This is a genomic window from Marinomonas sp. 63XJN7_9_ISO-PGPR-S23-217, from assembly GCF_056173515.1.
In genome coordinates, this window is the sequence record NZ_CM149678.1 from 4,016,374 (window position 1) to 4,028,939 (window position 12,566).

Here is a 12,566-nt window from a genome sequence, read left to right on the forward strand (position 1 = left end):
ATCAACAATAACGATCGAAAATCTGATTGAAACCCAATCAGCGAAATAACGGGATCAATCTCAACCCGCTTAAAAACGTTCTATTTAAAAACGAAAACTCTTTATTCAAAAGCAATGCGCTAAAAAGATTCCCCCTGCATCAGCGGCAATCCTTAAAGCAAGCAGGTCAATAATAAATAGCTTACGACACTAAGCCAAGCGTCCATATTGATCAAGGAGACAATTTCTAAAGAAAAGATAAAAAAAAGTGGTTACTGGGTCTAAAACCGCGTATTACCCAAGTCTCTACTTTAATGATCTTCTGGGTAACGCTTCACTAAACTACTCGCATCCAAATCCGACAGCCATTCTAATTTATCCCCAATTTTCTTTTCAAGACCACGTTCTGTCGGGTAATAATACCGCACCTGGGCGACTTCCTCTGGAAGATAGTTTTCACCTGCCGCATAAGCATGCTCTTCATTATGAGCATAACGGTAGGTCTCTCCATGCCCCATACTTTTTGCTAGAGACGTTGGGGCATTACGCAGATGAACAGGCACCTCATAACTTGGTTGTGATGAAACATCCGACATGGCTTGGTTAAACGCTTTATACACAGCATTACTTTTAGGCGCGCACGCCATATACACGGCGGCTTGAGCAATCGCTCGATTGCCTTCACCGGGACCAACACGCTCAAAAACATCCCAAGCATTCAAACCAATTTGCAAGGCTCTAGGGTCGGCATTACCGATATCTTCAGAGGCAATGGCTAATAGACGACGTGCAATATACAAAGGATCGCAGCCGCCATCCAGCATTCGCGCCATCCAATATAATGCGCCATCTGGTGACGAACCACGAACAGATTTGTGAAACGCCGATATTTGATCATAAAAGACATCACCGCCACGATCAAAGCGCCGCACACTGCCCCCTAACACATCCTCAAGATGTTCATGGGTGACTGGCACACCAGGCTCAACAAAGTCCGACAATATTTCCAGAAAATTCAACCCACGACGAATATCACCGTCCGCCGCTTGCGCCAGAATCGACAAGTCATTATCGCTCAGTTGCAAGCCAGCTTGTGCAACCCCTCTTTCTGAATCTGCTAAAGCTCGCTGTAAAACCGCTTTAATATCTTCAACGGAGGGGGTTTTCAGTCGATAGACTCGGGCGCGCGATAAGAGCGCTGAGTTTAACTCAAACGCAGGGTTTTCCGTTGTGGCGCCAATAAACAAGAAAGTGCCATCTTCGATGTATGGTAAAAAGGCATCTTGCTGGGATTTATTAAAGCGATGCACTTCATCAACAAACAGCACCGTTTGCACGTCACGCATCATCCGCATTTGCTTCGCCTGATCTACTGCGGCTCGAATATCTTTCACGCCGGACATCACCGCCGATAACTCAATAAACTGAGCCTCTAACGCATGGGACAATAACTGAGCAAACGTGGTTTTACCAACGCCTGGCGGTCCCCACAAAATGAAAGAATGGCAATGCCCTGTTTCCACCATACGACGCAACGGGCGCCCCTCACCCACAAGATGAGATTGACCGATATAATCGCTCAATTGTCTGGGGCGCATTCGAGCGGCTAAAGGCTGATAAGACCCCGCCTGTTGATCGGCAAAGAGGTCTTCCATTATTGCCCTTCTTGAATCACGTCCACGTCATCAGGAACGGCTAAAGAAAATGTCTTCGCAGGCTCACCGGTATGAAATTCCACGTCTTTAAAGTGAATAATGGTCGTCTGACCCAAGCCATCCAAAATACTCATATCAGAAATTTTGCCGTCTTTAAACGATAAGGTGAGCTGTTTAAACATGTTGTCATCTTGGTTTTTTGGCTCTAAACGAAAACGGTTAGCATCGAGTTTCGTCACCTTGTAATTTGGCAAAATTTTCGCTGCTGGCATTCCCAACAACGCAGCAGGAGAACGCCCGACCTCACCAGACAATGGTTTTTTCGTGGCTTGCTGTAAATCCACATCCCAGATCATCACCGTTTTACCATTCGAGATGATGCGCTGAGGGTAAGGTGCGACACTATTCCATAGAAAGCGACTTGGCTTGGCAAGTATAAACACACCATCACTTTCTTGGACTTGTTTGCCCGATCCATCGTACGTTTCTTGATGAAACGCCCCTTTTATATTGCGGTTATGTTCCAAAAGCTGGCTCAATTGCGCCGTTGCACTGTCATTATCTGTGGCGGCAAAAGCAAGATTACTGAACCCTGTTAGCACCATCGCCACTATTAGCATCACTCTATAAATCAAAATACTCTCCTGGAAATTTTTCCTGCGTTGTTACTCAGGAATCAAAATATCACGTTGTCCATTGGTGCCCATTGGCCCCACTAATCCGGCGGCTTCCATAGCTTCTACAAGATTTGCTGCCCGATTGTAACCGATTTTTAAGCGCCGCTGGATGGAGGAAATGGAGGCTTTACGTGTCTCAATGACAATTTTCACCGCCTCATCGTAAAGGGCATCTTTGTCTTCTGTATCCTCACCACTCATCAAGTCCTCTGGATTGACGACCACATCATTAATGTAGTCAGGCTCCCCTCGCTCTTTCCACTCCTCCACTACGGCGTGAACTTCTTCGTCAGATACAAATGCACCATGCACACGAATTGGAGTAGGCAAGCCAGCGGGTAGGTAGAGCATATCCCCCATCCCCAGCAGTTGATCCGCCCCACCTTGATCCAGAATGGTTCTAGAGTCAATTTTTGATGACACTTGGAACGCCATTCGTGTCGGAATGTTCGCTTTGATCAATCCGGTGATTACATCTACAGAAGGACGCTGAGTCGCCAAAATCAGATGAATACCTGCCGCCCGTGCTTTTTGAGCGATACGCGCAATCAGCTCTTCTACTTTTTTACCCACAATCATCATCATGTCGGCAAACTCATCAACGATGATGACAATGTAAGGCAATGGCTCCAAATGCGGCACCGTTCTCGCCACACCATCTTCTGAGAACATCGCCATCTCAGGCTGCCATAACGGATCTTCCAGCGGTTGACCCGCCTCAATGGCTTCACGCACTTTCTTGTTATAGCCTGCGATATTACGCACGCCCAATTTCGACATCAACTTATAACGGCGCTCCATTTCATCAACTGACCAGCGTAAGCCGTTGGCGGCATCTTTCATATCCGTGATAACAGGGGTCAGCAGATGGGGAATCCCTTCATAAATCGATAATTCCAACATTTTGGGGTCAACCATGATCATACGTACTTCGTCCGGCGTGGACTTCAGCAGCATACTGAGGATCATCGCGTTCACCCCAACAGATTTACCCGAACCGGTTGTCCCTGCCACCAGCACATGAGGCATTTTTGCCAGATCCACCACCACTGGCTCACCAGAAATATCATGACCAAGGGACAAGGTTAAAGGCGAGGTGGCTTTATCGTACATCTCGCAATTAATCACTTCAGAAAAATACACGGTATCGCGTACTTGGTTAGGAATCTCGATGCCTATGGTCGACTTACCCGCAATGACCTCAACCACTCGCACACTCATCACACTCATAGAGCGGGCTAAATCTTTAGCTAGGTTAGTAATCCGTGAGACTTTTACCCCAGGAGCTGGCTGTATTTCAAATCGCGTAATCACAGGGCCAGGGTTAACTTCGACTACCTCGGCTTTAACGCCAAAGTCTTGCAGACGACGCTCTAACAACTCTGACAAGCCGACAAGTTCATCTTCCGTGTAGCCGCCCTGTTTAGGTCTGGGCTTCGCTAATACGGAACGATCCGGCAAAGAGTAGGTTGGCTGAGAACGTGACGACTCTTCCTCCGAATAAGGCCCATTAATGCTGTCTAACTGCTTAGCTTCAGACAAAGTGCGAAACGCAGGACGATGTGTCGATCCTGCACTGTCTATCTCTTGGTTACTTGTCTGTGGCGCAGGCGCTTTTGTTACTGACGCCACACTGGGTGCTGTCTCTGGAATCATTGCTGCCGAGGCACCCGGGCTGACTTTAGGTGCAGACGTAAAATCAAGCGGCTCTTCCATTTCCTCATCTAACATCAAATTATTGCTATTAGCCTGACCATTTCGAGAATATTTTGCCTCATCCGCCCGTTTCTTCTGCTCGGCGTTGTGCAACGCTAGCGACTCTTCCTCTTCTATGTACAAGGTGTCGCCAACGGGCACATCAGCATCTTCCCACGATAGATCATCAAGACCATCAAAAACAGGCTCTTCGTGGGATATGTCATGTTCTTCTTTTGTTTTTGCAGATTTAGAGCGAGAGAATAACCTAGCCAACGAAAATCGCTTCTTACCCGTGGATTCCTCATCCTCAACCGCTTCAACGGGAGACGCATAAGACTCTTCAGCTCCTGCTTTTGCCTTGCTTTCATGGACCAATCTTCGCTTGCGCAGAATAGCGGGCTCATCTAATTCATCATCAAGCACATCCAGCGTCGCTTTCTTCCCTTTGGAAGTACTTGGGGTGGAAGCTTTCACCTCTGCTTCATCTGGCGCTAACAGTGCTTCTTGAGCGAGTCTTTCTACTTTGGCCGCTTTTCTAGCGAGACGATAATCATTTAGTCTGACAATCAGGTTATACACTCTTGCCCCTAAGCCATCGATTACCGCCATCCAATGTACTTGGGTTAACAGAGTAAACGCCAAAATAACTAAAGCAAGCCCGACCAGCGTTGCCCCATCGTAGCCAATAAAGCGATATAACAGCTTCCCCAGCCCACGCCCTAATATTCCTCCTGTACCATACTGCAAAGAGGTATTGCCCACGGTATGTAGATAACAAAGCATCGAGCCAAAAGACAAATACAGAATAGAACCGATCGTGCACAACAACGCATTATTGATCGCCAGCAATTTATGCGGGTTACGCCATAAAATGATCACCACCCACAAAAATAAGGGTGGCAATGAATAAAACAAAGAGCCAAAAAAGCTGGAGAACAAATCAGCAATAAGCGCACCAATTGGCCCCATCGAATTATGTATCGGCCCGCCGCTACCAGAATAAAACCAGCCGGGGTCATCTGGACTGTATGTGTACGTTGCCAAACCAAAGAAAAGTAAAAACAACAAAGCAGCAATGAACACCGCCTGTTTGGCAAACACATTCCAAACGGGTGATCGTCCAGACTCACTCACTTCTTCAGCCAAAACACATCCATCCTGTTACTATAAGTTAGATAAAAATAAATTAGGTAAAATAAGGGCTCCAGAGCGGAGCAATAATACGCCAAGCTTAACATAAAAAAGCGTCACCAAAGAATTGAGCTTTTACTTTTACAAACTTCTTGCTTGTCGTAGAAACACAACAGACTAACTATCACTTTAAAACACAATGACTCTATAATAGATTGTTTTTTAAGGACCTTTGAGTAACACGCAACTAAATCCGTTAACCGTCTTAAAGCCACGCTTCCAAATAAACATTAAAGGACGCAAACCGTATGCCTCAGCATCATCAAACAGATCAAAACCCAAACGATCCCTCTGAAAACACTCAACAGGAATTAATAATACTGAGTGACGATGTTCTTGATACCCCCAATCCTCACAATGCACTAGACGACCCAGAAGGCCTTTGCGCCGTTGGCGGAGATCTCTCCTCAGAGCGTTTGATCCATCTATATAGTAAAGGCTTTTTTCCTTGGTACAGTGACCCAGATCCAATTTTATGGTGGCACCCAAAAGAGCGCTGTACACTCATCCCTGGTGATTTTCACGCATCCAGATCCTTGAGAAAAGCAGCTAACAGAGACAATTGGTCATTTAGCCTTAATCATGACTTCGACAGCGTCATCCACCACTGTGCAGAATTACGCGCCCAAAAAGAAGGCACTTGGATTTCTGACGACATTAAAAACGCTTATAAGAATTTACACAAGCTAGGCTTTGCTCATTCCTTCGAATCTCGAATTAATGGCAAACTGGTTGGCGGATTTTATGGCGTCGCGATGGGCAACATGTTTTTTGGCGAGTCTATGTTTTCACTCTATCCTAATGCATCAAAACTTGCACTCAGAGAATTTTGCTACCGCTCTGATGAGTATCAAATTGAACTAATAGATTGTCAGGTTGAGTCGGATCACTTGTTGACACTAGGCGCCAAACTCATGACGAGAGCAAAGTTTGTTGACAGGCTAGAAGCACTGATCCCCTCGCCAGAAAAAAACCATTTACTGAATAATCAGGCCATTTTTGGCATCAAAACGCCCAATTTCTGAAAATAACCTTCACCTAAATAGCATCTAAGTTTGCCTTACGCCGACTTTTTAGGCAAAATATGCCTCGATCAAAATTCAGACATCGTTAGACTTAGTAAAGAGACTTTCAACTAAAGGTCCGGTTTTAGTCGTTTAGCGATAAATCGGTTGAAGAAGAGACTCCAACTCTCCTTGCCGTCTGCGAATTAACCCATCGGTTTGGTTCGCGCGTCTACTAATAAATTTAGTTAATACCATAGGACACATATTGTGGCAAAAGAAGAAGGCTTAGAAATGGAGGGCACGATCATTGATACGTTGCCTAATACCATGTTCCGTGTCGAACTAGAAAATGGACACGTTGTAATTGCTCATATCTCTGGAAAAATGCGCAAAAACTACATCCGTATTTTAACTGGCGATAAAGTAAAAGTAGAATTGACACCATACGATCTTTCTAAAGGCCGTATCGTTTACCGTTCTCGTTAATTCATTGCCCACCCAATGCTTGAGGCCAAACATTGGTGTATTGCAATAGAAACATAAAAAAACCGGACTGAGTCCGGTTTTTTTATGGCTTGCCTTTCTATTCTCTATCAATGGTTATGCACTATCAAATAGAAAAGCTCATTAGCTAGTCAAAGCAACGTTAATGCACAACGGCTTCTTTGACGACATCAAATTTAAGCTCATCTCGTTTTTCATCCAATGTCACCTTCACATTCCCCCCCTCATGCAAATCACCAAATAGAATGTGATCGGCCAGTGGTTTCTTTAGGTGCTCTTGAATAACGCGAGCCATTGGGCGAGCCCCCATCTGACGGTCATAACCTTTGCTTGCTAACCAGCCTCGAGCGGTATCGGAAACTTCCAGTAATACGCCTTTAGGATCCAATTGAGCCTGCAATTCCACTAGGAATTTATCCACGACGCTAAAGATAATTCGCTCATCCAATTGTTTAAACTGAATGACGGCATCCAAACGGTTTCTAAATTCTGGAGTAAAGGTACGGTTGATAATCTCTAAGCCATCGGTTGAGTTATCTTGACTAGAGAAACCAATCGAGCGTTTTGCTAACTCTTCTGCCCCAGCATTTGAGGTCATCACCAAAATCACGTTCCGGAAATCGGCTTTACGGCCGTTGTTATCCGTGAGTGTCCCGTGATCCATGACCTGCAATAGCAAATTAAAGACTTCCGGATGGGCTTTTTCAATCTCATCCAGCAATACCACACTGTGTGGATTCTTGGTAACCGCTTCTGTCAACAGCCCACCTTGGTCAAAACCGACATAACCTGGAGGTGCACCAATCAAACGAGACACCGCATGACGTTCCATGTACTCAGACATATCAAAGCGGATCAACTCAAGCCCCAATTGCTTAGCAAGCTGTTTGGTGACTTCTGTTTTACCCACACCCGTTGGCCCTGCCATTAAGAAAGAACCTATTGGTTTTTGCTCTGCCTTCAAACCGGCACGAGACAATTTAATCGCAGAAGACAGTGAGTCAATCGCAGCATCTTGCCCAAACACTACCATTTTCAGGTTGCGCTCCAAGTTAGACAGAACCTGACGATCATCAGAGTTAACTGCTCTAACAGGGACTCGAGCAATCTTAGAAACGATGTCTTCAATATCGGCTACAGTAATAATACTCTTACGCTTATCTTCCGGTTGCAAACGTTGATAAGCACCCGCTTCATCCACCACATCAATGGCTTTGTCTGGCATATGACGATCGGTCACATAACGCTGAGCCAATTCTGCAGCAGCCAGTAACGCAGGCTCTTCATACTTGATTTTATGATGCTCTTCAAACGCCCCAATGATACCTTTGAGAATTTGATAAGTATCATCAACACTTGGCTCATTCACATCAATTTTCTGGAAACGACGAGCCAAAGCGTGGTCTTTTTCAAACACACCACGGAACTCTTGGAACGTGGTTGATCCGATGCAACGTAATCCACCCGAACTCAACACAGGTTTCAACAAGTTGGAAGCATCCATCACCCCGCCAGAAGCGGCGCCAGCACCAATTATGGTATGAATTTCGTCGATAAATAAAATGGCATTAGGTTGTTTTTTCAGTTCACCCAAAAGATGTTTAAGGCGCTTTTCAAAATCGCCACGGTATTTAGTACCAGCAAGCAAAGCCCCCAGATCTAAAGAATAAACCACGCCATCGGCAATCACATCTGGCACTTGGCCATCGACTATGCGCTTAGCCAACCCTTCGGCAATGGCGGTCTTACCCACACCGGATTCACCAACGAGCAATGGGTTGTTTTTACGACGACGAGACAGGGTTTGAATCACCCGCTCAACTTCGTATTCACGACCAATCAATTTATCGATTTTGCCCGCTTTAGCTTCTTCATTTAGGTTGGTGGCAAATTTTTGCAATGGTGCAGCTGATCCTTCTTCGCCTTCTTCCTCTTCTTGCTCCATCCCTTGCGAGGATGCATTACCTAGTTTCGAGATGCCGTGTGCCACATAATTAACCACGTCAATGCGAGCCACACCATGGCGTTTTAATAAATAAACGGCTTGGCTTTCTTGTTCACTAAAAATAGCGACCAACACATTGGCACCCGTGACTTCACGTTTACCAGAAGACTGTACATGAAAAACCGCACGTTGCAGCACGCGCTGAAAGCCTAACGTGGGTTGAACTTCGCGCTCTGTGTCATCATCAGGAATCAGCGGTGTAGTACTATCGACAAACTCCTCAAGCTCCTTACTGAGCGTTTCTAAGGCAACGCCACAGGCAGTTAGGACGGTCGATGCCGCACCGTTACTGATCAATGCCAGCAATAAATGCTCTACCGTCATGAATTCATGGCGCTTGTCACGCGCCGCTTTGAAGGCATTATTTAGGGTCTGTTCTAGCTCTTTATCTAACATTGCTATTCCCTCACTCTGAGTCAGTCGACTTTTTCTAAGTCACACATTAAGGGGTGCTCATTTTGCTCTACGAACTGTTGTACCATTGCCACTTTGGTTTCTGCAATATCAAATGGATAAATACCGCAAACCCCTTTCCCTTTTTGGTGAACCTCCAACATCACCCGATTGGCTTTTTCCCCATCCATCGAAAAAAAGCGTTGAAGAACAAATACCACAAAATCCATCGGTGTGAAATCATCATTGAATAATACCACTTGGTACATGGATGGTGGCTTCAACTCCGTTTCGTCTGGCGCAAGGGCTATATTAGAATGCCCAAACTGATCCTCATCTTCTGATATTAGTCTAATTTGTTGATTTACAATCATCCCATGCCTCTGAGGCTACAATTTTTCACATAATTCACCATAAAAAGGTGCATTACAAGCTTATACGTACACACATTACCACTTGGATTTTACAAATTCCAAAAGGGCTTCTATCCTCAATAATGAAAGGGTTAAAATGTGCAACCAATGTTTATGATTAAAATCATAGCACGAAAACAACCTAACATTTTGAACCTATTAAGTAAGTCATTACATGCTTTAAATACGTTATGCAGCCCTTTAATAAACACTTTACGTGATAATTCAAAGCGCTGCGAATTATTAGCCATTTATGGTAACTAGAGTAAATAAGGAGTGACTCATGCACAGTGGATCCGTTAAGTGGTTCAACAATGCCAAAGGCTATGGTTTTATCGTTTGTGAAGAATTTAATGAAGATTTATTTATTCACTATTCTGCCATCAAGGTAGAAGGCTATAAAACGTTAAAAGCCGGACAGGCCGTAACCTTTCAGGTTGAGCCTGGTAAGCGTGGCCTTCATGCCATTGACATCACCCCACTAACAACCAACCAATCGGATGCTCCCCAAAAAGAAGAGAAAGGAGAGATTTCTCAGCAAAAACAAACCGCTTAACAGCCACCCCTTTGAGCCAAGGCGGCGTATTACGTCGCCATAGTGCGCTTTTTTTGATATCTTACCTGTTATAGTCAATGTATACAGGTGGGCTTTTTAGTGTCCATTTAACCTGCCCTTTACTTGACAACCGTCATTCACCTGAAGATTGTAATCACCCCATGAGCTCTTCCCTTATAGCCTTTAACAAACCCTTTCGAGTACTCAGTCAATTCTCCACTGACGATGATAAAACCACATTGGCTGCGTATATCGATGAGCCAGGCTTTTATGCTGCGGGTCGTCTGGATTACGACTCAGAAGGATTGATGCTGTTAACGAATCAAGGAGCAATTCAACACATCGTCGCCTCACCCGACTTTAAATGGCCAAAAATCTATTGGGTTCAAGTAGAAGGCGAGATAACAGACCATGCACTCGAACAACTTCGTCAAGGTGTCGAACTAAAAGACGGTTTAACCAAACCCGCTCAGGCCTCACGTTTAGCCACACCAGACCTTTGGCCAAGAACCCCGCCAGTTCGTTATCGAGAAGCGATTCCGACGAGCTGGATAGCACTACAAATCCGTGAAGGAAAAAACCGTCAAGTACGCCGTATGACCGCTGCTGTCGGCTTTCCTACACTACGCTTGATTCGCTATGCCATAGGCCCTTATACCTTAGAGGACCTACATTCAGGTGCTTGGCGTTTTGCAGACCCCACCAGTGAACTTATTCAAGAGGTAGAGCATTTTGAAAAACGAAGAAAGAGGCAGACTGCCACACCTAACCGTCGCCGCCCTAGTGACAAGACGCCATCCACACCTAGAAGCAAACCAATATCTCATGGTAAAAGAGTGGCAGGACGGACAACTGGTCATCAACCAGCCCGCCGGACACGTCGAAAATAATGAAAGTGTCATCGAGGCAGTCATCCGCGAGACAAAAGAGGAGTCTGGTTGGATCGTTAAACCAATAGGCTTACTGGGTTTGTATGCTTTTACACCATACGAAGGAGCAGACACCTACCATCGCCTTTGTATTATTTGCGACCCAGTAAGTGCAACGAACGAACCACTCGATGCAGATATTGATTCTAGTCATTGGCTCACCTATGAGGAAATCATGGCCCTTCCCCATCGCAGTCCATTAATTAAAACGTGCATTGAAGATTTCATAAACAACCCTATTATTTCCTTATCATTCTTGTCTGATCAGCACTTATCGCCTGTGCCGACCTCGCAAAAATGAAGTACAATACGCAATCCTATTCACTGAGGCGACGCCTCTTCGTTCGATGAGAAAAAACCGGTCATGAAAGAAAGCCACTACCTAACAGATCAGCCAGCCAACCACGACAAAAAAGTCATCGTCGGGATGTCTGGTGGCGTCGATTCCTCCGTATCAGCACTGATTCTGATGCAGCAGGGTTATCAGGTTGAAGGCCTGTTTATGAAAAACTGGGACGAAGACGATGGGACTGAATATTGCACCGCCAAGGAAGATCTAGCTGATGCTCAAGCCGTCAGCGACAAACTCGGAATTAAACTCCATACGGCTAACTTTGCGGCGGAATATTGGGACAACGTGTTCGAACATTTTTTAGCGGAATACAAAGCCGGACGCACCCCCAACCCAGATATTCTGTGCAATAAAGAAATCAAATTTAAAGCTTTCTTGGAATATGCCCTAGAACTGGGTGCCGATTACATAGCCACAGGCCATTACGTTCGCCGTGGCGAAAAAGATGGCGAACCCGTTCTCTTAAAGGGACTGGATAACAACAAAGATCAGAGCTACTTTTTATACGCGGTCGGAAAAGAGGAAATCGGTAAATCTCTCTTTCCTGTTGGCGAGCTTGAAAAACCGGAAGTTCGACGTTTAGCAGAAGAATTTGGTCTGGTGACGCATAATAAAAAGGACAGCACGGGGATCTGTTTTATTGGTGAGCGACGCTTTAAAGATTTTCTCGAGCAATACTTGCCCGCCCAACCGGGCGATATAGAAACCCTTGAAGGCGATAAAATCGGTAAGCACTTTGGCTTAATGTACCACACTATTGGTCAACGCCAAGGCTTAGGTATTGGTGGTTTATCCAATTACCCAGATGAACCTTGGTATGTGGTGGAAAAAGATTTAAAACGCAACGTCTTAATTGTCACCCAAGGCGGACAACATGAGTCTCTATTTAAAACTCACCTGATCGCTGACAACTTTGACTGGGTGGCTCGTGAGAAGCCAAACTTTCCACTGACTTGCAAGGCAAAATGTCGTTATCGTCAGCCAGATCAAGACTGCACCATTCATGAATTGGCGGATGGTCGAGTGGAAGTTTCATTTAAAGAGCCACAGCGCGCTATTACCCCAGGACAATCCGTCGTCTTTTATGTTGACGACCTTTGCTTAGGGGGTGGCATTATTAATGTCGCATTTAATAAGCAATAACCAGCAAAGACAAACAGTCATGGATATGTATTCATTTTTTAGAGACGCATTTTTAAGAGACGGT

The 12,566-nt window shown here is 45.2% G+C and carries 11 protein-coding genes; 6 read left to right on the forward strand and 5 right to left on the reverse strand.

The genetic code is table 11. From position 1 onward, the window contains the following. Nucleotides 1–290: 290 nt before the first annotated feature. The 3 genes from AC0VYI_RS18870 to AC0VYI_RS18880 are packed head-to-tail and all read right to left on the reverse strand — an operon-like array spanning nucleotide 291 to nucleotide 5,155. On the reverse strand, nucleotides 291–1,634 hold the full coding sequence (locus tag AC0VYI_RS18870; protein ID WP_475444836.1) for a replication-associated recombination protein A: 1,344 nt from the start codon (nucleotides 1,632–1,634) through the stop codon (nucleotides 291–293). Next, nucleotides 1,634–2,269, reverse strand: coding sequence for an outer membrane lipoprotein periplasmic chaperone LolA (gene lolA / locus AC0VYI_RS18875; RefSeq protein ID WP_475444838.1), 636 nt, complete (start codon nucleotides 2,267–2,269; stop codon nucleotides 1,634–1,636). Before lolA ends, AC0VYI_RS18870 begins: the two co-directional genes overlap by 1 nt. A gap of 30 nt (nucleotides 2,270–2,299) precedes the next feature. After that, entirely contained in the window at nucleotides 2,300–5,155 is a 2,856-nt protein-coding gene (locus tag AC0VYI_RS18880) for a DNA translocase FtsK (RefSeq protein WP_475444841.1), read from the reverse strand. A gap of 293 nt (nucleotides 5,156–5,448) precedes the next feature. On the opposite strand from AC0VYI_RS18880, the gene aat reads away from it, so the two are divergent. Together aat and infA are read left to right on the forward strand one after the other, a co-directional pair. Further along, on the forward strand, nucleotides 5,449–6,225 hold the full coding sequence (gene aat, locus AC0VYI_RS18885) for a leucyl/phenylalanyl-tRNA--protein transferase (protein WP_475444843.1): 777 nt from the start codon (nucleotides 5,449–5,451) through the stop codon (nucleotides 6,223–6,225). A gap of 249 nt (nucleotides 6,226–6,474) precedes the next feature. Beyond that, nucleotides 6,475–6,693, forward strand: a complete 219-nt coding sequence (gene infA, locus AC0VYI_RS18890; protein ID WP_067013924.1) for a translation initiation factor IF-1 — start codon at nucleotides 6,475–6,477, stop codon at nucleotides 6,691–6,693. Between the two features lie 160 nt (nucleotides 6,694–6,853). On the opposite strand, the gene clpA is transcribed toward infA, so the two are convergent. Beyond that, complete coding sequence (gene clpA, locus AC0VYI_RS18895; RefSeq protein ID WP_475444845.1) at nucleotides 6,854–9,112, reverse strand: ATP-dependent Clp protease ATP-binding subunit ClpA; 2,259 nt, start codon at nucleotides 9,110–9,112, stop codon at nucleotides 6,854–6,856. A 20-nt stretch (nucleotides 9,113–9,132) separates the two neighbouring features. Next, a complete protein-coding gene (gene clpS / locus AC0VYI_RS18900; protein WP_199474461.1) occupies nucleotides 9,133–9,483 on the reverse strand; it encodes an ATP-dependent Clp protease adapter ClpS in 351 nt (116 codons plus the stop codon). Between the two features lie 322 nt (nucleotides 9,484–9,805). Between clpS and AC0VYI_RS18905 the strand changes: the two genes are divergently transcribed. The 4 genes from AC0VYI_RS18905 to mnmA all read left to right on the forward strand — a co-directional run bounded on the left by AC0VYI_RS18905 (nucleotide 9,806) and on the right by mnmA (nucleotide 12,502). Beyond that, complete coding sequence (locus AC0VYI_RS18905; RefSeq protein ID WP_475444848.1) at nucleotides 9,806–10,078, forward strand: cold shock domain-containing protein; 273 nt, start codon at nucleotides 9,806–9,808, stop codon at nucleotides 10,076–10,078. Between the two features lie 161 nt (nucleotides 10,079–10,239). Then, a complete protein-coding gene (locus AC0VYI_RS18910) occupies nucleotides 10,240–10,968 on the forward strand; it encodes a pseudouridine synthase (RefSeq protein ID WP_475444850.1) in 729 nt (242 codons plus the stop codon). Beyond that, on the forward strand, nucleotides 10,862–11,308 hold the full coding sequence (locus AC0VYI_RS18915; protein WP_325097254.1) for an NUDIX domain-containing protein: 447 nt from the start codon (nucleotides 10,862–10,864) through the stop codon (nucleotides 11,306–11,308). The genes AC0VYI_RS18910 and AC0VYI_RS18915 overlap by 107 nt, the downstream gene beginning before the upstream one ends. 63 nt (nucleotides 11,309–11,371) lie before the next feature. Next, nucleotides 11,372–12,502 carry a tRNA 2-thiouridine(34) synthase MnmA gene (gene mnmA, locus AC0VYI_RS18920; RefSeq protein ID WP_475444852.1) on the forward strand — a complete coding sequence of 377 codons (1,131 nt, stop codon included), beginning with the start codon at nucleotides 11,372–11,374 and terminating at the stop codon, nucleotides 12,500–12,502. Nucleotides 12,503–12,566: the final 64 nt, after the last annotated feature.

Coding starts and splice junctions, on each gene's coding strand:
- AC0VYI_RS18870 (WP_475444836.1), bottom strand. CDS start 1,634: ATGGAAGACCTCTTTGCCGATCAACAGGCGGGGTCTTATCAGCCTTTA.
- aat (WP_475444843.1), top strand. CDS start 5,449: ATGCCTCAGCATCATCAAACAGATCAAAACCCAAACGATCCCTCTGAA.
- clpA (WP_475444845.1), bottom strand. CDS start 9,112: ATGTTAGATAAAGAGCTAGAACAGACCCTAAATAATGCCTTCAAAGCG.
- clpS (WP_199474461.1), bottom strand. CDS start 9,483: ATGATTGTAAATCAACAAATTAGACTAATATCAGAAGATGAGGATCAG.
- AC0VYI_RS18905 (WP_475444848.1), top strand. CDS start 9,806: ATGCACAGTGGATCCGTTAAGTGGTTCAACAATGCCAAAGGCTATGGT.
- AC0VYI_RS18910 (WP_475444850.1), top strand. CDS start 10,240: ATGAGCTCTTCCCTTATAGCCTTTAACAAACCCTTTCGAGTACTCAGT.
- mnmA (WP_475444852.1), top strand. CDS start 11,372: ATGAAAGAAAGCCACTACCTAACAGATCAGCCAGCCAACCACGACAAA.